Origin of the sequence: Sedimentibacter saalensis (assembly GCF_007830175.1) — a bacterium.
Taxonomy (GTDB): Bacteria; Bacillota; Clostridia; order Tissierellales; family Sedimentibacteraceae; genus Sedimentibacter; species Sedimentibacter saalensis.
Genome location: NZ_VLKH01000011.1, coordinates 97,278 through 120,518 on the forward strand (window position 1 = coordinate 97,278; position 23,241 = coordinate 120,518).

At 37.5% G+C, this 23,241-nt stretch carries 16 protein-coding genes and 1 riboswitch; of the genes, 12 read left to right on the plus strand and 4 right to left on the minus strand.

Going from position 1 to position 23,241, the window contains the following annotated elements; genetic code table 11:
- Positions 1 to 51 precede the first annotated feature (51 nt).
- From LY60_RS15380 to LY60_RS15405, 6 genes are all read left to right on the plus strand, one after another.
- Complete coding sequence (locus LY60_RS15380) at positions 52 to 1,896, plus strand: S-layer homology domain-containing protein (RefSeq protein WP_145085893.1); 1,845 nt, start codon at positions 52 to 54, stop codon at positions 1,894 to 1,896.
- Positions 1,897 to 2,110: 214 nt separating this feature from the next.
- On the plus strand, positions 2,111 to 3,103 hold the full coding sequence (locus LY60_RS15385) for a hypothetical protein (RefSeq protein ID WP_145085896.1): 993 nt from the start codon (positions 2,111 to 2,113) through the stop codon (positions 3,101 to 3,103).
- Positions 3,066 to 4,328: a BaiN/RdsA family NAD(P)/FAD-dependent oxidoreductase gene (locus tag LY60_RS15390; protein WP_145085899.1), complete on the plus strand. Its 1,263-nt coding sequence runs from the start codon at positions 3,066 to 3,068 to the stop codon at positions 4,326 to 4,328. Before LY60_RS15385 ends, LY60_RS15390 begins: the two co-directional genes overlap by 38 nt.
- 171 nt (positions 4,329 to 4,499) lie before the next feature.
- Positions 4,500 to 5,357, plus strand: coding sequence for a 3-methyl-2-oxobutanoate hydroxymethyltransferase (gene panB, locus LY60_RS15395; RefSeq protein WP_145085902.1), 858 nt, complete (start codon positions 4,500 to 4,502; stop codon positions 5,355 to 5,357).
- 129 nt (positions 5,358 to 5,486) lie between these two features.
- Positions 5,487 to 7,169, plus strand: a complete 1,683-nt coding sequence (locus LY60_RS15400) for a formate--tetrahydrofolate ligase (RefSeq protein WP_145085905.1) — start codon at positions 5,487 to 5,489, stop codon at positions 7,167 to 7,169.
- A 46-nt stretch (positions 7,170 to 7,215) separates the two neighbouring features.
- Positions 7,216 to 7,956, plus strand: a complete 741-nt coding sequence (locus LY60_RS15405; protein WP_145085908.1) for a formate/nitrite transporter family protein — start codon at positions 7,216 to 7,218, stop codon at positions 7,954 to 7,956.
- A 48-nt stretch (positions 7,957 to 8,004) separates the two neighbouring features.
- Here the strand turns inward: LY60_RS15405 and LY60_RS15410 are convergent, their stop codons facing one another.
- The 4 genes from LY60_RS15410 to LY60_RS15425 all read right to left on the minus strand — a co-directional run bounded on the left by LY60_RS15410 (position 8,005) and on the right by LY60_RS15425 (position 12,580).
- Complete coding sequence (locus LY60_RS15410; RefSeq protein WP_145085911.1) at positions 8,005 to 8,871, minus strand: DMT family transporter; 867 nt, start codon at positions 8,869 to 8,871, stop codon at positions 8,005 to 8,007.
- A 19-nt stretch (positions 8,872 to 8,890) separates the two neighbouring features.
- Positions 8,891 to 9,388, minus strand: a complete 498-nt coding sequence (locus tag LY60_RS15415) for an SEC-C metal-binding domain-containing protein (RefSeq protein WP_212633498.1) — start codon at positions 9,386 to 9,388, stop codon at positions 8,891 to 8,893.
- A 104-nt stretch (positions 9,389 to 9,492) separates the two neighbouring features.
- Positions 9,493 to 9,912 (minus strand): large-conductance mechanosensitive channel protein MscL, encoded by a 420-nt coding sequence (gene mscL / locus LY60_RS15420; protein WP_145085914.1) that lies wholly within the window; start codon positions 9,910 to 9,912, stop codon positions 9,493 to 9,495.
- Positions 9,913 to 9,982: 70 nt separating this feature from the next.
- A complete protein-coding gene (locus tag LY60_RS15425; protein WP_212633499.1) occupies positions 9,983 to 12,580 on the minus strand; it encodes a phosphodiester glycosidase family protein in 2,598 nt (865 codons plus the stop codon).
- Between the two features lie 350 nt (positions 12,581 to 12,930).
- Positions 12,931 to 13,025: riboswitch (SAM riboswitch) on the plus strand.
- A gap of 73 nt (positions 13,026 to 13,098) precedes the next feature.
- On the opposite strand from LY60_RS15425, the gene metK reads away from it, so the two are divergent.
- The 6 genes from metK (at position 13,099) to malQ (ending at position 23,241) form a co-directional block, all read left to right on the plus strand.
- A complete protein-coding gene (metK, locus tag LY60_RS15430; protein ID WP_145085919.1) occupies positions 13,099 to 14,277 on the plus strand; it encodes a methionine adenosyltransferase in 1,179 nt (392 codons plus the stop codon).
- Between the two features lie 436 nt (positions 14,278 to 14,713).
- Positions 14,714 to 15,064 carry a hypothetical protein gene (locus LY60_RS15435; protein ID WP_145085922.1) on the plus strand — a complete coding sequence of 117 codons (351 nt, stop codon included), beginning with the start codon at positions 14,714 to 14,716 and terminating at the stop codon, positions 15,062 to 15,064.
- Between the two features lie 39 nt (positions 15,065 to 15,103).
- The gene (locus LY60_RS15440; RefSeq protein WP_145085925.1) at positions 15,104 to 16,045 is read left to right on the plus strand and encodes an S-layer homology domain-containing protein; all 942 of its coding nucleotides are present in this window, start codon (positions 15,104 to 15,106) and stop codon (positions 16,043 to 16,045) included.
- Between the two features lie 58 nt (positions 16,046 to 16,103).
- On the plus strand, positions 16,104 to 20,159 hold the full coding sequence (locus LY60_RS15445) for a M28 family peptidase (protein WP_145085928.1): 4,056 nt from the start codon (positions 16,104 to 16,106) through the stop codon (positions 20,157 to 20,159).
- Positions 20,160 to 20,315: 156 nt separating this feature from the next.
- Positions 20,316 to 21,677 (plus strand): MATE family efflux transporter, encoded by a 1,362-nt coding sequence (locus tag LY60_RS15450; RefSeq protein ID WP_145085931.1) that lies wholly within the window; start codon positions 20,316 to 20,318, stop codon positions 21,675 to 21,677.
- Positions 21,678 to 21,732: 55 nt separating this feature from the next.
- Positions 21,733 to 23,241, plus strand: a complete 1,509-nt coding sequence (malQ, locus tag LY60_RS15455) for a 4-alpha-glucanotransferase (RefSeq protein ID WP_145085933.1) — start codon at positions 21,733 to 21,735, stop codon at positions 23,239 to 23,241.

Sequence of the window (23,241 nt, forward strand, 5' to 3'; positions counted from 1 at the left end):
ACTATGCTTTTGTGATATAATTTACTCAAATATGGATGGCTAGGAGGTATTATGAAAAGTAAAATACTTAATAAAATATTATTGTTAACTGTGGTAATTTCTCTGCTGTTTACAATGACTGCAAATGCCGCTGCATTTACTGATATATCAACTCACTGGGCTAAAAGCTACATAGAGAGAGTGGCAGCAAAGGGGATTGTATCCGGATATGATAACGGAACGTTCAAACCTGACAACAATGTCACGGTGTTGGAAGCCTTGGTGATGATATCCAGACTTTATGACATAGACGATGACTTGAAAGAAAAGATAGTTGAAGAATATGAACCTTCACTTAAGAAAATGACAAACACATTGTACAGTGAATGGTCTTTTGAATATTTATCGGTTATAATCGAGCTTGGAGTTGTTTCTGAAAACGGTATTGAAGACATGTTTGCAAAGAAAACAATATTCCAGCAAGCAACAAGAGAAGAAATAGCAGTACTTCTGACAAAGGCGATGATGCTTGGAGATGAAGCTCAGAATTTAAAGGTTTACACTCTTCCCTTTGCTGATGCAGCTAAAATATCCACATCCGCAAGACCTTATGTATATGTTATGTATGACAAGGATATATTTACAGGAGACTCAAATAAAAATATAAATCCATCAAATAAAATTACAAGGGCTGAAATTGCAACTTTGCTGGACAAGGCGTGGAAATATATAGATGAAAATGATGTGTATCCTGACTTTGACGATTATGTACCCACAACATCATTGAACGGAATAATAACAAAGGTTTCGACAGGTACTGCAGAGTCATACATTTATGTAAAGAACGACAGCGAAGTTGAAAGCATTGTTAAAATAAACAAGGATACAGCTATTTATTTAAACGGGAAGGCTGTAAATATAGACAAGCTTAAAGAGGACATGCTTGTAAAGTGCAAGATAGACAGCGAAAGAATTGCAGTGAAACTGGAAGCAGACAGTTCAACAGACGTGGTAAGGGGCATTATTTATTACGTTGCATACGTTGCTCCTGCAAAAATTACCATAATAGATGAAGACGACGATAAAATTACATATGATATGCCTACGGACGTTAAAGTATACCTTGACGGCAAGGAAATAGCACTTAAGGAACTTAGTAAAAATGATGAAGTCACATTGTACATAGATAACGATAAGGTTTATCAAATTAATTCCATAAGCAGAATAAAGAAATTCAATGGAACCATAACTGCCATCGACTACAATTATCCTATAGTGGTTAAAATGAAGACTAAAGAAGGCGTTATTAAATCATTCACGTTCAACAGCGATGTGGATGTAACAAGAAACGATAAAGATTCAAGCTTTGACCAGGTAAGGGTTGGAGATGAAGTTACTGTAACAACAGAATATGATGATATGATTGCCATCAACACTATTGCAAAAGAAGCTGAAATGAGCGGAACTATTAAGGAAATTATAATAGGGGATGACAACAAAATTAAAATTGCCGACGAAGATGGTGAAACAACACAATATGCTGTGAGCAACAATGTTATAATTACCATAGGAAGCAACAATGCAACCATTTATGACCTTAGGGTTGGCTACAATGTAAGTGTCAATACTTCAGGCAATGAAATTGTTACAATAGAGGCAGCTCAGCTGCAGACTGCAAAGAGCTTCTCAGGAAAAATAATCTACATCAATTCAACCGACAAAATAATCATGATGCAAAATGTTAAGGACAACGGTCAAAAGGAGCTGGTTTACCTTACCGTTACAAACAATACAAAGATATTTGACACAACAGGATCTACAAAATACTTTAAGGATCTGAAGGAAGGCGAAAACATATTGAGCACTGCTATTTCCCAGAGCGGAGAATATGTGGCAGCAAGCATAATGATACAGTAAACAAAAGCATCTGGGAACAGATGCTTTTTTATAATATAGGAAAGTTCTCTTTCCTATATTATAAAAACGGGGATTGCAAAGGGCGGGACGCCCTTGCCGTCAAGGGGGGTGCTCAGTAAAAAATACGTTAGTATTTTTTACGCCGAAGGGGGACATAGGTCCCCTTAGCGGAGTTGCGGAGCAACTTTTTACTTCAAGACAAGGAGATGATTATATGAAAAAAACTGCAATAATTTTGATGTTAGCTTTAACTTTTGTGTCACTTCTATCGGGCTGCACCAGACTGCCGGCATCTGTGGAAACAGGAGTGAAGCCTTCTGAATATACGGGAAAACTCAGTGCGGAGGAAATGAAGAAGGAAAATGAAAGCTTAAAGACTGAACTTGACAGCAAAAAATTAGAACTTGAAAAATTGGAGAAGGACTATCTGAATCTTGCTAAAAACAATGAAGCTATAATTTCCCGGCTTCAAGAAGCTGAATCATTACTCGACATAGTTGTAAGTGATGACTTACCTGATTTTAAATCAGAAGGAACAGACAAGAACAGCATCATATCTTACTTGAACGACAGCATATCATCACTTGATGATTCATACAGAAAAATTGAAATAATTCAGTCCACAGACAGCAAAATATTGTTTCTTACAACAGGCTACGGAGAAAAATTCAGCCAGGTGTTCACGTGGACTATAGGTGAAGACAAGCCTTCAATAATCGAAGGGGCAAGTTTTGAAAGGTCAGGAAAGTGGCAGTGGCTTTTACAGGATAGGTTCATAGTCATTGATTCCGGAAGCGGTGATAAAAAAATAATTGATGCTGAGAACAGCAGGGTTGCAGGAGAATTCAAAGCAAAGGGTGAAATATATCTTTTGCCTGACACTTCAACAGTGCTGATTCAAAATCCTGAAAGCAATGTTTTCTCTCTTTATGACTTTGGTCTGTCATCAGACCAGGAGCTTAAGCTTGACAGCAAGAACAAATATACATCATTCCGTGTTGATGATAAAGACATTATATTTGAAGGAACATACAAGGATCAGGGAATAGAATATAATGTTTCGGCAACAATTAATATTGAAGAAATGAAGGAAGCTTACAGCATAAAAAGCATTGATGAAACAGGTGCAAATGAAAATATGGACACAATAGAATCAGAGGATTCATTGGATGGCCAAAGTGATAATTCAGAAGGAAAAACAGTGTGATAATATGAAATATGATGTCATTGTAATAGGAGCAGGTGCAGCAGGTCTTTTTGCTGCTTGTAGCATCAAGGACAAAAGTGTGCTGCTCATTGAAAAAAACAGCGCTGCAGGCAGGAAAATTCTTTTGTCAGGGGCAGGTCAATGCAACTTCACAAACAGCTGTGAGATGAGCGAATTCTTAACAAGATACGGCGAAAGGGGCAGGTTTTTAAAGACTGCCCTTTTCAGCTTTACAAACAAAAATGCAGTGGAGTTTTTCGAGAAATCAGGAGTAGAGACCATTGCTAGAGAAGACGGTAAAGTTTTTCCCGCATCATTTAAATCATCAGATATAGTTGAAGCATTAATTGAAAAGTGCAGAAAAAACAATGTGAAAATTATATATGATGAGTCAGTAGAAAAAGTGAGCAGGGATGAAGATAAAGACATGTTTCTGGTGAAAACAATAAAGAACACTCATGCAGGAACAAATCTCATAATTGCTGTTGGTGGAAAATCGTACCCTAACACTGGCTCTTCCGGTGACGGATACGAACTTGCAAAGTCACTAGGGCACACAATAGAACAGCCAAAACCATGTCTGGCACCGGTGTATGTGGAAAATTACCCATTCAGTGATTTGTCAGGAATATCCTTTGGAAACATCAAAATAAGTCTTTGGAGAAACAACAAAAAAATCAAGGAATTTTCAGGAGACATGCTTTTCACTCACGTGAACATTTCAGGACCTGTCATACTCAACAATTCTAGATATATGGAAAAGGGAGATGTGCTTAAAATCAATTTCACTTCTTTTCCAAATGCTGAAGAATTTAAAACTGATTTTGAAAATATTATTTTCAGCTCAGGCAAGTACAATGTGAAGACTGTGCTCAAATCTCTTGACATGCCAAAGCGCTTCACTGATAAAATAATGGAGATTACAGGAATACAAGAAGACAAGATGTGCAGTGAACTTGATAAAAGTAAAAGGAAGAAGCTTATGGAGATGTTTTGTGAACACAGCCTCACAGTGGAAAGACTTGGAGACTACAACATTGCTATGGCCACAAGGGGTGGTGTGAAAACATCTGAAATCAATCAAAAAACAATGGAGTCAAAAATTGTTCCCGGTCTTTACTTTGCCGGAGAGGTAATTGATTATGATGGAGACACTGGAGGATTCAACATACAGGCAAATTTTTCAACCGGGCATCTCGCTGCAGAAAGTATAAACAAAAAATAAAAGGCGATTGCTGTAATACTGCAATATCAACAGTGCCAGAATTTTCACACATTACGGCGCTGTTGACATTCTGCGAACATTATACTATAATTGGGTAAACGTAAACACAAGTTTGAGAAGTTAATTTACCATGACTAGGAAAATAATAATAAAAGATGCAGGAGGTTACAAGTGGCAAAGAAAAAAAGCATATTGGATTTGCATAAAATGAAACAGAGCGGCGAAAAAGCGGTATGGGTTACTGCTTATGACTACCCCATGGCATCTTTTGCTGAGCAGGCAGGGATGGACATGATACTTGTAGGCGATTCCCTGGGCATGATTGTGTACGGTTATGACGGCACGGTTCCTGTAACAATGGAAGACTGTATAATTCATTCAAAGGCTGTGAGAAGGGGTGCGCCAAACACATTCATCATTGGAGACATGCCTTTCGGATCATATCACATATCAGACGGAGATGCAGTATATAACGCATGCAGGTTTTTAAAGGAAGCAAACTGCGACGCTATAAAGCTTGAAGGTGGAGCAAGGGTTGCAAGTAAAGTGAAAGCCATTTCTGATGCCGGAATAGTGGTGTTCGGGCACATAGGACTGACCCCTCAGAGCGCAGGGCAGCTTGGCGGATTTAAGGCCCAGGGTCTTTATGTGGACAGCGCGAGATCATTGATTAAAGATGCTCTGGCAATTCAGGAAGCAGGAGCATTAGCCCTTTTGCTTGAAGGTGTGCCACCGGAACTCACTGAATTTATTTCAAAAAAACTCACTATTCCTGTTTACGGAATAGGAGCAGGAATTCCATGTGATGGACAGGTTCTTGTACTAGGTGATCTTCTTGGAATGTTTCAGAATTTCACACCTAAGTTTGCAAAAAAGTATGCCAATCTCGCTGAAGTTGTAACAAATGCGTTCAAGGAATATGCCGATGATGTGAGATGCGGAAATTTTCCTGAAGAAAAGCATGTCTACCACATCAAGGACAGCATTGAGGATTTTGAAAGATTGTTTGAAGAATTCAAAGAAAGTTAAAAAACCGTAATAAAGAAATATTATTTTGCATTAAAGCAAAAAAAATATATAATATTAGTGGGATAACATATCCCGGTATCAACGTGAAATAGTTGAAATTTAACAGTAACTTTAAATCAGGAGGTCTTTATGGCAGAATTTTTAAGCGACATTGAAATTGCACAGCAGGCGAAAATGGAAGTTATCAACAACATTGCGGACAAAATAGAAATACCGGACCAATATGTTGAAAATTATGGTAAATATAAGGCTAAAATTGATTACAGATATCTGCAGAACGAATTAAAAGATAACGATGAAGCTAAACTCATACTTGTGACAGCAATCAACCCTACTCCGGCAGGGGAAGGCAAGACAACAACAACCATCGGACTTGGAGATTCTCTTTCAAGCCTTGGCAAAAAAACAATAATCGCTCTTCGAGAACCATCCCTTGGACCTGTATTTGGAGTAAAGGGCGGTGCAGCTGGAGGAGGATACGCACAGGTTGTTCCCATGGAAGACATAAATCTTCACTTTACAGGAGATTTTCATGCCATAGGAGCTGCTAACAATCTTCTGGCAGCCATGATTGACAATCACATACACCAGGGCAACGAGCTTGACATAGACACAAGAAGAATTGTGTGGAGAAGAGCTGTTGACATGAATGACAGACAGCTAAGACACATAGTGGACGGCCTTGGAGGAAAGACAGAAGGAGTAACAAGAGAAGACGGCTTCGACATAACAGTTGCTTCAGAAGTAATGGCTGTATTCTGTCTGTCAAATGACATAATTGAATTAAAGGAAAAATTATCACATATAATAGTAGCATACAACAGAAAGGGAGAACCTGTAACTGCCGGTCAACTGAAGGCTCATGGAGCAATGGCGGCTCTTCTTAAGGATGCCCTTAAACCAAATCTTGTACAAACATTGGAAGGAACTCCTGCATTCATACACGGAGGACCATTTGCAAACATTGCTCATGGCTGTAATTCAGTTATTGCAACCAGAATGGCAAGCAAGATTGCTGAATACACTGTTACTGAAGCAGGATTTGGCGCAGACCTTGGAGCTGAAAAGTTCATAGACATAAAATGCAGGACAACAGGTCTAAGACCAAGTGCTGTAGTAATAGTTGCAACAGTAAAAGCACTTAAGTACAACGGTGGAGTTGCTAAGGCAGACCTTGGAGCCGAAAACCTTGAAGCTCTTGAAAAGGGACTTCCAAACTTATTAAAGCATGTCGAAAACATAACTCAGGTGTTTAAACTTCCTGCAGTTGTTGCCATAAACAAATTCCCTACAGACACTGAGGCTGAACTGAATCTCATAAAAGACAGGTGCAGGGAGCTTGGAGTAAATGTTGCTTTGTCTGAAGTGTGGGGCAAGGGAAGCCAAGGCGGCAAGGAACTGGCAGAAGAAGTTTTAAGGCTTTCAGAAAAAGAAAGCAACGTAGAATTTGCATATGAACTTGATATTCCAATAAAAGATAAAATAAAAGCCATTGCAACAAAGTTGTATGGTGCAGAGACTGTTGAATTTTCTCCAAAGGCAAGCAAGGAAATTGCCAACTTTGAAAAGCTTGGATTTGGAAATCTGCCAATATGCATGGCTAAGAACCAGTACTCTCTTACAGATGATCCTAAGATTCTTGGAAGACCTACTGGATTTAAAATTACAATCAGAGACATTACCATATCAGCAGGAGCAGGATTTTTAGTGGCTCTTACAGGAGACATTATGAAAATGCCAGGACTTCCAAAGGTGCCTGCTGCAGAAAACATAGATGTTGACGTTGACGGAAAAATAAAAGGGCTGTTCTAAGCAGCCTTTTTTCCTCATATTATATTCAATACAAAGGGGTGGTTAGTTGAGCAATGTTTGTTTATCGCCAAAGGAAACTTCAGATGCTCTAATAAATTCATCAACAGTAAAAGCCTCGTATCCTCTGGGAAAACGAATGCTTTTAAGTGTAGCAGCAGGATTTTATATTGCATTGGGAGGGCATGGCTTCATAGTTGCATATGAAAGCTTGTTTTTAAGAGCAGCAGTCTTCCCTGTGGGACTCATGCTTATTGTATTGGTGGGAGGAGAACTCTTCACAGGAAATTGTCTCATGACATTTGGATTTTTGAATAAATCAATCAGTTTGAAAGATTTTATAAAAACACTTGTGCAGGTGTGGATTGGAAATTTCGCAGGTGCTCTCCTGGCAGTGGCAATACTGTACTTAGGTGGAGCATATGCTAAACCCATTCTTGCAGAAACAATTGCTCAGGTTGCAAATGCAAAGGTGTCACTTTCATTTTTGCAGGTTGTTATGAGAGGAATATTGTGCAACATTCTTGTGTCTCTTGGTGTGTGGTTTTCACTGACGGCAAGGGATACTGCAGGAAAGCTTCTTGGGTGCTGGTTCCCTGTAATGCTTTTTGTTCTTTGCGGTTATGAGCATTCTGTAGCAAACATGTTTTTTCTGCCCATGGGGATGCTGTTTAATTCTTCTGTGACAGCTGCACTGATTTTAAAGAATATAATTGCAGCAACCATTGGTAATTTCATAGGAGGAGGCATAATGGTTCCTGCTCTTTATTATAAAAGCTACTATAAATAATAAAGAAAGCATTAAGCTTAAAAAGCTTAATGCTTTTTTGATGTAATTCTATTTGTTCTTGTCCTTAGAAACCGTTACAATCAGTACACCGGCTAAAATTAAAATGCAGGAAGCAACATTTCTCAAGGTGGTTGGTTCACCTAAAAAGATTATTCCAAGCAAAATGCTTGTTATTGGTTCAAACATCCCTAATATTGATGTGGATGTTGGTCCCACGTTTTTTACGGCTATTGGAATAAATGTGTTTGCCAGGAATGAAACGAAAAATGCCACCAGAAATGTAAAAAACCATCCTGTTGCAGTCATTTTAAAAACCAAGGTGTTGGTAATTGTCCCAAAAATAAACAAATAAACTGATGAAAATATTGCAGCATAAAATGTTATTTTAAAAGGATACATTTTGTTCAGTCCGCTTTTATCGATGAACAACAGATGAGCGGCATAAACAACTCCTGACAACAACGCCAGAAATATGCCAACAAGGCTGAAGTTACCTTCAAAAAACATTAATACACCCACTGTTGAAAGAACAAGGGCGATTATTGTTTCCTTGCTTATTTTTTCCTTGAAAATAAACACACAGGCAACAGTTACTAGCACGGGATATATGTAATGAATAGTGGTGCTCATGCCTACAGATATGTAGTTGTATGATGCATATAGCGTAAGGGCTGTGAGAGTTGAACCCATTGATCCTAGTATTGCAAGCTTTTTAAGTTCATTTTTGTCAGCCGCAACCGGAATTTTCTTATATTTTAGGATGGCGAAAAGAAGAGGTATTGAAAGGAAGTTTCTGTAAAATGTCAGAGACATAGAATTACTTCCTTCCAGATAAGTCAGTTTTCCAAGAACAGGGGTGAAACCATAAATAAAAGCTGCTAAAATAGCAAAGATCAGACCCTTTGTCTTATTCATAATATCCCCCCTGCAGCGGCTATTTACCGCAGCATTTTTTGTATTTTTTTCCTGAACCGCATGGGCATGGATCGTTTCTTCCGACCTTTTCACCTTTTACTACTATTTTTGAACGGTTGAAATCTTTTTTTATTTCTTTTCTTTTTTCATCATCAAAAATGTTCTTCCACTCTTCCATGCCGTAAAGCCATTCTGCTTTTGAATCATGCATGTTCCAGAGAAGTTTTTCAAAGTCGAATTCAACTTTTATCTGAGTATCTTCTTCCAGGTTTTCAAGCTCCAATGTTTCTTTCAAACTTGTGTTTCCACCATCTAAAAATCCTACAAACTCCATGGCAGTCATGTTGTTTTTTTCTGCCAGTTCTTTTATTGTTCCTTCCATAACAGGATTTTTTGTCTGAAGAATATTTTTGTAGCATTCAGTTTCTTTTGTCATATATTCATTAAAAAAAGCCTGATATTCTTCTTGTGTTGTTATTCCTTTTAATGTTTCTGTCCATTCTGTATATAAACTCATAATTTCCTCCAAGTGTTATTTTACTATCTAATTCTAACAGAAAAAAAATAAATTTCAAGGAAAATTGATTTAATTAATAAAAAAGAGCCCGAAGGCTCTTGAATTTATTTTTCTTTCAGCAAGTCTCTAATTTCCATTAAAATCTCTTCTTGAGTAGGACCTTTAGGTGCTGCAGGTGCAGGAGCTTCCTGTTTTATCAGTTTTTCCTTTGATTTGTTTATCAGCTTTACAAACAGGAAAATTGATGCAGCTACTATTAAAAAATCTACAACATTCTGAATGAAATTGCCGTAAAGTATTGCAGCTTCAGCCTTTACCACGGTTTCTCCATCCATGACCGCAGGGCTCATGACATACTTCATTGTTTTGAAGTCCATGCCTGCCATTAAATACCCAAGTACAGGCATTATAAGGTCGTTTACCACTGAGGTAACTATTTTGCCGAAGGCTCCACCCATTATAACACCCACTGCCATATCCAAAACATTTCCTTTGAATGCAAACTTTTTAAATTCTTTCCACATGGTTCCTCCTAGACATTTATCAATATTGTAATATCGTTATTTACAATATAACATTTAAATGGTTATAATGTCAATTTTTATATGAGGTTCCTCCATCAGTTATACCAAGTTCAAATGTGTCGTCGTAAGTGATGTATCTCACATTGTTTTCTATTACAGTATTTTCTTCTGCTCCCTTGAAAACAACAAACACCTGATTATTTTTAGACGACTTTTCAAGAATAGCTTTTAAAACCTCGACTTCACGCTGGTCGTTTATTTTGTCAAGACTGCTGTTCAGAGAAAGAACAAGAACTTTGTCCTTATAGTTTTCAAAGCTTTTTATGTTGTTCCACATTGTGGTGTTGTTTGCACTCATGGTTCCATTAGAAACAATGCCGTCAAAGTATATTATGTTTCCAGATTTTGAACCTGATAATTCAGACTTTTCAGCAGTTATCGAAAGTTTTTCCGTGAAGTTTTTTATTGAAGAAATCTTCATTGAATCAATAAACTGTGTTTCGTCTCTGAGTCCTAAAGCTTTGTCTTTAGGTTCATACATTATTCTCAAGTTGTCGATGTAAATGGTTCCGGAATCTTTTCTTGTTTCATTGATTTCTGCCAGATAAATATTCTTTAATGTGACCGGATATGCTGTTCCCTGAGGAATGAAGGCTTCAACCCACTTCCAGCCTGTAAAATTCACTTCATCTTCAAATGTTATTTTTATTTCATTGCCGTAGGCATCTGTTATTCTTGTTCTTAACCAGTGATTCTTGCCATCACCGTAAACCCACATTCCAATTGCCTTTGGCTTTTCTTCAAGTTTAATTCCCTGACCGTTGTCTCCGAACTCTATGAATGCAATGCTTTGATCAGTCATTTTCGTAAAGTCATAATCAAGCTTCAATGCATTTGAGCCTTCCTTTACAATTTCATCAGTAATGGAGATTTTGCCATCAGAACCTTCGGGATACAAGTTAAGCTTCAAACCTTCCAAATTCTCAAATCTGTTAAGGGTCTGGAACCTATATCCAACCTTTACTATTATGTTCTTGACTGCATTGCCGAATGTTGCAGTGATGGCACCGGTGTTGCTTGTTTCTCCCGCAGTGAAAATTCCGTCAGTTACTTTACCAACCTTGTTCCTGTATGAATATGAAAGGTATTTTGAAGGAATGTATGCTGTTTTTCCGTCTTTGTCAATTCCCAGTGCATTGCCTAAATTGTAGGTGTCTCCATGGGACATAACCAGTGTTTCTGCATCAAATTCCAATGCTACAGGACTATCAAGCACTTCAATATCAATGCTTCCTGATGCATTTCCTACAGTTGCGGTTATTGTGACATTTCCTGACTTGCTGGGGTAAAATATGTTGTTAACTACTTTGCCTGAATTTGAAGGTTTTACAGCGTAATCTACTTCGCTTGTTTTTACATTCACAGGTGTAAAATATTCATTGTAAAACTTAAGTTCAAGGGCGGCTTCAGTGTTGTTAAAAACTGCCTTATCTGCTGTTATTTCAATTTTGTTTATGTTGTCGCTGTCAGGAGAATTATTGAAAACTCCCACACCGGAAGCAATGCTTCTTTCTCTTCCATCAGAAGGAATGTTTACCACTGTTACATTGGAGTTTTTAAGAAAATCAACTCCCATTGTTGTTGATCCGCCGCCGTCCATGTTTACTGCAGTGTATGCTCCAAGGTCTATCATTATCTGTGCAAGTTCTGTTTGTTTTACTCCAACGTAATTTTTGTTTCTTCCGTCGATTGTAACCATTATAATTTCAGTGTTGTCTTTGTTAAATCCAATGGCAGTTCTAGGATTTGATCCAAGCACCTCGCTGCTTGCTTCATTGAACTGTCCGTCCTTTACCAGGTAATTGAGTGCCCCGAAAGCCCATTCAACATTTTCAGGGCTGAAATCAAGCTCTATGTCAAGAGATACAGGATTGCCCGGCTGGAATGATTTTAGCAGTTGTTCCATTGAAGTCTGATTGGAACTTGCTATTATATATCCGTCTGTTGGAATCAATGTTGAAGGCTGGTTTTTTCTCACTTCAGAAACTGTTCCTTCTTTTACAACAACTTCAACAATGTCCTTGTTTGTGTATCCTGGTGAAGTTTTATTCCAGTCTGTTGTCAGAATTGTTGGAGCCCAATCCAACGATGAAGTCTTGTTCATTACTGTAACATCAAAGACTGTGCCGTCTGAGCCGTAAAGTGTAATCTTGGGGTTCCATACGGATATGTTAACAGAACCGTTCAGCAACCTTGATACAGTCGGATAACCGTAACTGTAAGGAAGAGGTGACGTTATTATTTTACTGTCAGAAATAAGAGGACCATATGTGTATGTAGGGCTTCCCATGTAGAAGAAGTCTCCGTTAACTGCTGCAACAGCCCCTGAGGATTTCATCATGGAGCTTAAGGAGGCCCTGTTAGATACTCCATTTGCATTGGTTATAGGGTCAACAGTTGTGTATTTATCCGTCAAATCAGCTCTTATGACATTGATGTTCATCCACCCCAGAGAAGTGTACCTTTCTATACTTTCATATGTAATGCCCGTGGAGAGCCTTGTTTGTTCTGTTAAGTCGTATACTGTGTAAAAACTGCTGGCATACGCGTTAGATGCCATCAATAGAGCAATGGCTGCTGAAACAGCCGCGATCTTTTTAATAATCATTGTATCATTCCCTTCAATTTTATATTCCATTATACCACATTTAAATAACAATTTAACACCTAAATTTCCCCATGTGTTAGCAATTTATAGAAATGCAGATAATATTTAAGACGTAGGGAGAATTAAAAAGTTCCATTACAGGATTTTAAAAAAACTCTGCATGACCAATTTTGAAATAAATGTAATAAATGAAATCCATTGGGGAAATATAAGAATAGATGATTAGCAGATTATTAAAATTTCAAGCAGTAGAAACAATACAACATTGTAATTTAAGTGGTTTTTTGAGAGAAAAATTTTACAATAATATTGTTGACATTAAAAAAACTATATGCTATTATTGAACAAACTCCTTATCAAGAGTGGTGGAGGGACGAGGCCCTATGAAACCCGGCAGCCTGATTATTCAAGGTGCCAAATCCCGCGGATTTCCGATAGATGAGGTTATACAAAGACTGCGACCTCTTCTTTGGAAGAGTTTTTTTATGTATGTAATTCATATGAGAAAGGAATAAAAGATGAAGAAATGGTTATTTACATCTGAATCAGTTACAGAAGGTCACCCAGACAAAATGTGCGACCAGATTTCAGATGGCATCTTAGATGCAATTTTGGAACAAGATCCTAATGGAAGAGTTGCCTGTGAAACAGTTACTAAAACAGGTTTCGTGCTAGTGGCAGGAGAAATAAGCACAAACTGCTACATTGACATTCCAAAGATAGTTAGACAAACAGTACAAAACATAGGATATGACAACGCTGAATACGGATTCGACTACAAGACATGCGCCGTATTTACATCAATAGAAGAACAGTCACAAGACATAGCAATGGGTGTTAATGAAGCCGACGAATACAAGAAGGCTCATGTTGACACAAATGACATGATAGGTGCCGGAGACCAGGGTATGATGTTTGGATTTGCATGCAATGAAACTCCTGAACTTATGCCTATGCCAATATCACTGGCACACAAACTTGCACTGAAGCTGTCTGAAGTTAGAAAGAACAAGACTGTTCCATACTTAAGACCTGACGGAAAAACTCAGGTAACAATCGAATATCACGACAACAAGCCTGTAAGAGTTGACACCATAGTAATTTCAACTCAGCACAATCCTGAAGCTGACAGAGAAACAATTCAAAAAGACCTTTTGGAACATGTTATCAAGACGACTGTTCCAGCAGAGCTTCTTGATGAAAATACAAAATATTTCGTTAATCCAACAGGAAGATTCGTTATTGGAGGACCTCAGGGAGACTCAGGACTCACTGGAAGAAAAATTATAGTTGACACATATGGCGGATACTCAAGACACGGCGGCGGAGCATTCTCCGGAAAAGATCCAACAAAGGTTGACCGTTCAGCAGCATATGCAGCAAGACACATTGCAAAGAACATTGTTGCAGCAGGACTTGCAGAGAAGTGCGAAGTTGAGCTTGCTTATGCCATAGGAGTTGCTAAGCCGGTTTCAATAATGGTTGAAACTTTCGGAACAAACAAAATTGCCGATGAAAAAATTGAACAGGCAGTTGCAGAAAACTTTGACTTAAGACCAGCAGCAATCATTGAAAACTTCAAGCTGAGAAGACCTATTTATCAGCAGGTTGCAGCATATGGCCACTTCGGAAGAAACGACCTGGATCTTCCATGGGAAAAGACAGACAAGGTTGAAGCATTGAAAAAATATTTATAATAACCTTAGGGTTAACATACAAAAAAGCAGAGTATTGCTCTGTTCAGGTTGCTGACAAGTATCTATGGACGTTGTCATTCTGAGGGCGTAGGCCGAAGAATCTCATGTTTTCAATAAAGATGAGATTCTTCACTTTCGCTCAGGATGACATCATCAGAGTTTGTCAATAGTCTGGCAGAGTGATACTCTGTTATTTTTTTGCCTAATTTCATATATTTAAATCTATAAAAAACATTTCATTAATTTACATCTCCCGTTCATCCATAATTCTCTAAATTTTTTTAAAAATAAAATCACTATATGTAGAAATTTAATAGATTGCATGGATATTTGAATTATATTGTAAAAAGTAAAATGATATTTACTGAATTTACATACAAAATTTGATTAATTATCCACGTTTAATTATCTATAATATATAAGAGGTGTTAGACAAATGAATCGATTAGAAAGCAACTTTACTAAATATGAGGATCATCTTAAGAGTGTAGTCATTGAGTTTTATGAAAACTATTATTGTGGCGAACGTTTGCAAATGTACAGTTATCTGGATACAGAATTTCAAAGAGATGTACCTTTAAATTTTTTTTTAATTCATTCAGATTATTATATGGACTTGGGCAAGCTTATCCACATAGACAGTGTTGAAATACAAAGAGAGAAAAAAATTGCATTAATAGAAGGGGTTATTGAGGTCGGAAAAAAAAGAAAGGAGGTTGTCTTTGTTTTAAAGTCTGACTTTGGAGGCTGGAAATTAGACGGTGATGTGATATTTCACATGAAATGATGAGAAATGGTTTTAAAGAATAATTAAAGGAGGAAATTAATGTTGAAAATGAGGACAATCCTGTTAACAGTCTTAATTATGCTGTTGTCAATAGGCACTGTACTGGCAAAGACATCACCAGTTGTCTCAACCAGTGATAATAAGGTCAGTATAACAGGTAAATCAGAAGTTGCTAACGAAGATATTACAATTATTATTACAGATGAGAATGGTGTAAGGCAATACATTGATCAAATTGAATCTGATGAAAATGGAAACTATAGTTTCGAGCTCAGTTTGAAGGATGGGAAATATATAGGCAAGGTCAGTACAGGACTTAATAAATATGATGTTGCTGTTACAGTAAAATCAGGCACGGGAAGTGAACCTGATGATGATGAACCTGGAAAGCCCCATGTTCCTGGTGGGTCAACAGCAAATAAACCTCAAGAACCGCTGCAGCCAAGGAAAAGCTTTGCAGACATAAAGTCTCATTGGGCAATAGATGAAATAGAGATATTGGCAGGTAAGGGGATAATTTCGGGAATGAATGATGATTACTTTATGCCTGATGAAAAGATAACACGAGCTCAGTTTGCTGCATTGCTGTTCAGATTATTAGAACTTAAATCTGAAGAATACAAAGGTATGTTTAATGATGTGAATTCTGAAGATTGGTATTCAACAACAGTTGAATCAGTTGCAAAAGCTGGTATAGTCCTGGGTTATAATGATAATTTCTGCCCAAATAAAGAAATCAGCAGAGAAGAAATGGCAGTTATGATAATCAGGGCGTTAGAATACAAAGGAATTAGTACAAGCACTTCACCGGTAAACTTTAGTGATAGAGAACAAATTTCCGAATGGGCCCTGGAGAGTGTCGGTAAAGCTGTCAGTATGGGAATTATCAAAGGGATGACTGCAACAACATTTGAGCCAAAGCTGGGAGCAACACGTGCACAAGCAGCAGTAATGATATATAGGATAATTGAACTTCTTTAGTTCTTACGCAAGGATATCGGTTATTTAACTGAACAAATAAATTTTATAGGAGGAAAGCATGAAGTTTAAAAAGAGTTTGTCATTAGTCATTGTAATTTCTATGTTGTTATCTATGTTTTCTACTGCTTTTGCTTTTGATACAGCTGGGATACAAGATAGCGACAGAGCATGGGATGTTCAAGAGACAGCTGTTGATCCGGAAGAATATAAAAATCCGTATGGAGCTTTGCAGGCTCATGAGGAGAAGGAGAATATCAGGAGCTTCAGTTCTTTAGCAGTACAAAGTTCATCCTTGCCTGAAGTTGATAAAACAACAGGATCATCAATTTATGGACATTTGTACCAGCTGTCAGAGGTGATTGGAACAAGGCAATCCGGTACAGAAAAAGAAATAGAGGCTAAAGATTACATTGTTTGGGCATTTGAGGAGGCTGGTTATGCGCCTGTAGTACAATCATTTGCATATGTTCGAAAAGATAAATCAGAAGTAAATTCAAATAATATTATTGCAATTAAAAAAGGAAGATCTGAAAAACAGATTATTGTCGGAGCTCACTATGACTCTGTAAATACAAAGGGAGCAAGCGATAATGCTTCAGGAGTGGCAGTAATGCTGGGAACAGCAGAAATATTAAAAAACGTGACAACTGATTATACAATTAAATTTGTTGCATTTGGAGCTGAAGAGGCAGGACTCAAAGGTTCAAGATATTATGCTTCTCAGATGACTGAAGCAGAAATTGCTAATACAATAGCTATGATAAATCTGGATACTGTATTAGTCGGAGACAAAATGTACGCATATGGTGACTCAGGGGAAAAAGGCTGGGTTAGAGACCAGGCTTTATCATTGGCAGATGCACTAGATTTAGATGTTATAACACAACAAGGGTTAAATCCAGATTATCCTGCAGGAACAACAGGAGACTGGAGTGACCATGCACCATTTAAAAACCTGGGATTGCCATATTTGTATTTTGAAAGTACAAATTGGGAAGAAACAGATGGCTTAGATGGATCTGTTGAAACTGTAGAGCAAGGACAAATTATGCATAAATCAATAGATAATCTTACCTTCTTACATGAAGCATTCCCCGGAAGAATAGAGGACAGATTATATACGTACACAACTTTGCTTTCCAATTTATTGGTACAAATTAATCCACCAATATCAGATGATATGGTGGGCATTGCTGTAAGTACAAACTTATTGTCCATGTCAGAGGCCAGAGAAGTTGAAGTAGCTGTTAAATTGGGATATGTTCCTGATTTAAACAACCTAAAATGGACACTTGGAAACAAATTGTTTGGAGATTGGAAATCCTTTAAATCAGGCTCTTATACGGGTGAACCTTTTATAAAATTTGCAATAGAGCCATATTTAGATGGTGATACTGTAAGAGCTACTATTAAGTGCGACTTGCCATATGGTACATCTAATCTTCAGGGAAGACCATACCCCAGAACAAAATATCCGGATTTATTAGGAGAATACAATCTTGCTGTGACAGATGTGACTACTAATGTTGTTGCAAAGACTGTTATGAAGTTAAATGCATATGATTCATATCATACATATGACCAGATACTTCCTGAAATTGAACGGATACTGGACATAGCTAAATCCGATAGATATTTAGAATATGATCCTATGGGCAAATCAGCTGAAGGCAGAGATATTCCATTTGTTATGTTTGCAAGAGATAAATCTGACCTTGATAATTATTTGAATGATACGTTACCTATGATGTTGGAAAATCCGGCTTTATTAATTGAAAAGATCAATGCTGGAACAGCAGGAAACTATAAACCGGCAATTTGGTTTAACAACATTCACTCAGATGAAGCTAATGGTGTTGATGCTCAGTTAGATATGCTGGAAATGCTGGCAACTATGGATGAGATTACATTTGAAACACTTAATGACAGTAATAAGGTTATAACAGTGACTTTAAATGTTCAGGATATTCTGGATAATTTTATATTGCTGTTCAACTTAAACAATAACCCTGATGGCAGATTCTACAATACAAGAACTACTTTAGCTGGGTTTGACCTAAACAGGGATGTAACATATCAAACTCAAGTAGAAACTGCACAGGTATTTCAAGGCTTGGCGAAATGGACTCCAATGATTATGAATGATTTCCATGGATTTGTATCTGATTTTTTGATAGAACCATGTACTCCTCCTCATGATCCAAACTTTGAGTTTGACTTGTTAATGGATGGTATGATTGAACATGCTCATGCCATGGGCAAAGCAGGAATATCAAATACAAAATATGATAAATATATTATTCCTATGTATGACTATGGCGATGGATGGGATGACGGAGCACCAATGTATGCAGCTGTTTTAGGAATGATGCACGGTGCTCTGGGACATACAATTGAAATACCGGAATTAAACCAGGATTCTAATAATGCATTTGTTTATGCCGGACTTGGATCATTAAATTATGCTTTAGAAAATAAAGAAAATTTATTTAAAAATCAATTAGAAATATACAGACGCGGAGTAGAGGGCATCGATGACAGAAGTGTAGATGAATGGTTAGTTAATGCTGAGCGTGAGATTATAGGAAGACCAAGAGGAGATAATGAAAATTTCTTCCCTGAATATTATGTTATTCCTGTAGCTAAAGAGCTGCAAAAAAATCCGTTGGCAGCATATGAAATGGCAGAATACTTGATTAAGAATGGTATCAAAGTTGAAAAAACAACAGCTCCTGTTGCTTCAGGCGATATAACGTATCCAGCAGGAAGCTACATAGTAGACATGCATCAGGCAAAACGTGGTTTGGCAAATACTTTATTGTATGATGGATCAGATTTTTCAGATTGGGATGCAATGTATGCAGAAGTAACAATGTCATTTCCTCATTTAAGAGGTTTTGACAAGTATGAAATCAGAATTGAGAATGCCTTTGAAGGAAAATCTCAGAAAGTCACTGAAGTCATTATTCCAACTACTGATATACCATGGCAAGTTGATCAGTTAGTAATACGAAATACAAATAATGATGCAGTTAAGGCTGTAAATGAGTTGCTTGCTAAAGATATGGTTGTTCAAATGATTTATTCTGATGGTGAATTGTTCAATAAGGGCGATTTTGTTGTAGCAAAAAATGATTTAGACACCATTAAGAACAAATACTTCCTTGAAGTAACACCATATACAGAAAGTGCAGAGTTAAAAATATTAGAACAACCTAAGGTATATGCAATTGGAGCCGAATTAATTTATGTATTGCAGGGGTTGGGATTTGAATTAACAAATTCATACAATGATGCAGATATTATAGTTGATGCTTCTGGATCAATTAACACATCTGTAAAGAATCTAATCTTATCAGGTACTTCTTATGTAGGTATAGGCGGAGGACCTATATATTCTTTGGAAAACAGCGGATTGCTTCCTAATCTTAAAAGGGGCAGGACGGGCGGAAGCCATGAGGGGGTACTAAAAGCTGAAGTTAATACAGACAGTGTTATTACAGGCAATTACAATGAAATTGATTACCTCTATAACAAATCCGGTTCCTGGATTGAAACAGTGCCAGCTACTTCAAAAGTATTGGCATCGCTAGTAGATGGAGATGATTTCTATGTTGCAGGGTGGTGGCCAAATCATGATTTAGCGAAGGGCAAGCCATATATTATTCAGGATAAGGTTGGAGATGCAACTATCACGCTGTTTGCAAATCATATTACTAACAGGGCACATCCGTCGCATCAATTTAGGATGCTTGCCAGTGCCATTTACGACGGAATACCTGCAGCTGAAGAGTATGGATTTAATATTCGATTCATTGATCCTAAGACATCATTTAAGCTTGGCGGTGATGCAGATGTAACAGTGGAGTTGACCAATAATACAAGTGAAACTAAGGAAGCAATGCTTATAGTTGCGCTATATGATAAAACAAATAATATGATGGTAAATTACTCATACATGAATGTTAGCACAAAGACAGGCGAAAGCAATAGATTAACAACCGGCTTCAGAATTCCAACGACAGGGGACTATAACGTGAAGGCTTTTGTATGGGATAATTGGACCAGTGCAAGACCATTGTCTGATGTATTGGAAATAACTGTTGTAAAATAAGAAGATTATTTCCAGTTACTCCTCATAAATGAAAGAGTTAAAAAAGGTTTTCGTTATGAAGACCTTTTTTTATGTTCTTGACATGAATGTATGTTTGGAAGTAAAATTCTAGAGATACTGGACAAAGCTAATTACATTAATAGAGAAGAGGTAGTAATGGAAACAGTTAATGATTTTTCAAAAGGAAGTGTTGCAAAACATATTATGGACATGGCAATCCCAATGATTTTGGCTCAGCTTGTCAATGTTCTTTACAATATAGTAGACCGTATCTACATAAGCAGGATGCCGGGAGATGCCTTTACAGCACTTACCGGTGTTGGAGTAAGTCTTCCAATAATATCAATTGTAATGGCATTTGCCAATCTGTTTGGAATGGGAGGGGCACCTCTTTGTTCAATAGAAAGAGGCAGGGGCAACATAGATGAAGCAGAAAAAATAATGGGAAATTCTTTTGCTATGCTTGCAGCAAGCGGCATAATTCTCACTGTAGTAGGACTTATAATAAAAAAGCCTGTACTTTATATGTTTGGAGCAAGCAATGCAACATATGCATATGCTGATGAATACATAACAATTTATCTGCTGGGAAATATTTTTGTGATGATAAGTTTGGGAATGAACAATTTTATCAATTCACAGGGTTTCGGCAGAGTTGCAATGATGACTGTAATCATGGGTGCTGTTGCAAACATAGTGCTTGACCCCATATTTATATTTGCCCTGGACATGGGAGTAAAAGGGGCAGCTCTTGCCACCATAATATCTCAATTGTTGTCAGCAGTGTGGGTGCTTAAGTTTCTTACAGGTTACACAGCAATTTTAAGGCTCAAGAAAAACAGCCTTCATCTTAAGAAAGAAAGAATAAAAAGAATCATTGGTCTTGGAACATCAGGATTTGTAATGCAGATTACAAACTCTATAATACAAATAGCCAGCAATGCCACTCTACAGGTGTACGGAGGAGATTTGTATGTTGGTATAATGACAGTCATAAATTCAGTGCGGGAAATATTTTCAATGCCGGTAATGGGTCTTGCAAGCGGCGCACAGCCTGTTATGGGCTACAACTACGGCGCAGGAAAATATGACAGGGTGAAAAGCTGCATAAAGTTTACAGCCGTTTCAGCAGTGCTGTACAACACGTTTATATGGGGTTTGATTCAGTTTTTTCCCGGGTTTTTCATCAAAATATTCAACAGCGATGCTGAAGTTTTAACCGCAGGAATTCCAATGCTGAGATTGTTCTTCGCATGCTTTTTTACCATGGCCCTTCAGTCTGCAGGGCAGTCAGTGTTCGTTGCCCTTGGCAAGTCAAAATTCGCCATATTCTTTTCAATATTCAGGAAGGTTGTGCTTGTTTTGCCTATGGTAATAATACTTCCGAGATTATGGAACCTGGGAATATCGGGTGTATTTTTGTCCGAACCTGTTTCGGAGGTAGTAGGAGGCTTTGCCTGCTTCGGCACAATGCTTTTAACCGTGTGGAAGAGTTTAAAAGAAGAAAATCCTGCATAACATTGTTTGTAGAAGCTTTATATGCGATACTTTTATGAGCATAAGGGAGAATAACATGTTTAAAAGAAGTTTGGGAACACTTCTTCCCATAAGCAGTCTGCCTTCAAAATACGGCATTGGAACGCTGGGAAGAGAAGCATATAATTTCATTGATTTTCTTGAAAAATCGGGACAGAAATACTGGCAGGTTCTGCCCATGGGACCTGTTTCCTATGGTGATTCTCCATATTCATCATTTTCATCCTTTGCAGGAAACCCATGCCTCATAGATCTTGAAGTATTCATAAAGGAAGGGTTTGTTGAGGAAGATGACTTAAGGAATTTAGAATCTCAAGACGTTGAACATGTGGACTATGAAAAGCAGTTTAATAAAAGATATGATGTATTAAGGATAATATATGAGAACACAAAGACAGCCTACGGGGATAAAATTCTCAGTTTTAAAATGAAGAATAAGTGGGCAGAAGATTATGGTTTGTTTATGTCTCTTAAATACAAAAATAATCAGCTTCCATGGAATGAATGGGACAGGGATTTGGCCGGCCGAAATGAAGAAAAAATTGAAGAAGTAAAAATAATGCTAAAAGAAGAAATTGAATACTGGATATTCCTTCAGCTTATTTTTTACGACCAGTATTTTCTTTTGAAAAGATATGCTTCGGAAAAGGGGATTTCCATAATAGGTGATATTCCTATTTATGCAGCAATGGACAGCGCAGACGTATGGTGCAATCCTCACAATTTCATGCTTGATGAAAATTTCATACCGATTTTGGCTGCCGGAGTTCCTCCGGACAGTTTTTCTGCCAAGGGACAGCTTTGGGGAAATCCTGTCTACAACTGGGAAAATTTAAGGAAAACAAATTACAGCTGGTGGATTGATAGAATAAAGGTTTCCTTAAAACTGTATGATGCAGTGAGGATTGACCATTTCAGGGGGTTTGATGAATTTTACGCAGTTCCCTGGGGGTCTTTAGATGCTGTAAACGGAAAATGGATGAAAGCATATGGAAAAGAGCTGTTCCAAGTTTTAAATGAACAGTTTGGAAATATAAATATTATTGCCGAGGACCTTGGAATAATCACAGAAAGTGTTATTAAGCTCAAGGAGCACACATTATTTCCGGGCATGAAAGTTCTCCAGTTTGCCTTTGACAATAATCCATTGAATCCATATCTTCCTGAAAACTACGAAAAAAATTGTGTAGCCTATACAGGCACCCACGACAATGACACATTGAAGGGATGGTTTGAAAAGCTTGATGAAAGCACAAAAGATTGTGTGATAAAGAGTCTTGGAATTAATGGATATGAATGTACAGACACAAATACGCTTGTATATGAAATAATAGATATTCTAAGTCAAAGCAGGGCAAATCTATGTATTGTGCCTCTGCAGGATTTTCTCTGCCTTGGATCAGAAGCAAGGATGAACACTCCATCAACGTTGGGAAACAACTGGACTTGGAGAGTAAAAAAAGAATTGCTTACAGATGACCTTGCAGAGAAAATAAAAACAATAGCTGTAAAAAACGGAAGATATAAAACAGCCTGCATCACATAA

Excerpts from the sequence above, each read along its gene's own strand:
- malQ (WP_145085933.1), top strand. The coding sequence starts at position 21,733 with ATGTTTAAAAGAAGTTTGGGAACACTTCTTCCCATAAGCAGTCTGCCT.
- LY60_RS15410 (WP_145085911.1), bottom strand. The coding sequence starts at position 8,871 with ATGAATAAGACAAAGGGTCTGATCTTTGCTATTTTAGCAGCTTTTATT.
- LY60_RS15385 (WP_145085896.1), top strand. The coding sequence starts at position 2,111 with ATGAAAAAAACTGCAATAATTTTGATGTTAGCTTTAACTTTTGTGTCA.
- metK (WP_145085919.1), top strand. The coding sequence starts at position 13,099 with ATGAAGAAATGGTTATTTACATCTGAATCAGTTACAGAAGGTCACCCA.
- LY60_RS15400 (WP_145085905.1), top strand. The coding sequence starts at position 5,487 with ATGGCAGAATTTTTAAGCGACATTGAAATTGCACAGCAGGCGAAAATG.
- LY60_RS15450 (WP_145085931.1), top strand. The coding sequence starts at position 20,316 with ATGGAAACAGTTAATGATTTTTCAAAAGGAAGTGTTGCAAAACATATT.
- LY60_RS15425 (WP_212633499.1), bottom strand. The coding sequence starts at position 12,580 with ATGATTATTAAAAAGATCGCGGCTGTTTCAGCAGCCATTGCTCTATTG.
- LY60_RS15440 (WP_145085925.1), top strand. The coding sequence starts at position 15,104 with ATGTTGAAAATGAGGACAATCCTGTTAACAGTCTTAATTATGCTGTTG.
- LY60_RS15435 (WP_145085922.1), top strand. The coding sequence starts at position 14,714 with ATGAATCGATTAGAAAGCAACTTTACTAAATATGAGGATCATCTTAAG.
- LY60_RS15415 (WP_212633498.1), bottom strand. The coding sequence starts at position 9,388 with ATGAGTTTATATACAGAATGGACAGAAACATTAAAAGGAATAACAACA.
- mscL (WP_145085914.1), bottom strand. The coding sequence starts at position 9,912 with ATGTGGAAAGAATTTAAAAAGTTTGCATTCAAAGGAAATGTTTTGGAT.
- LY60_RS15390 (WP_145085899.1), top strand. The coding sequence starts at position 3,066 with ATGGCCAAAGTGATAATTCAGAAGGAAAAACAGTGTGATAATATGAAA.
- LY60_RS15380 (WP_145085893.1), top strand. The coding sequence starts at position 52 with ATGAAAAGTAAAATACTTAATAAAATATTATTGTTAACTGTGGTAATT.
- LY60_RS15445 (WP_145085928.1), top strand. The coding sequence starts at position 16,104 with ATGAAGTTTAAAAAGAGTTTGTCATTAGTCATTGTAATTTCTATGTTG.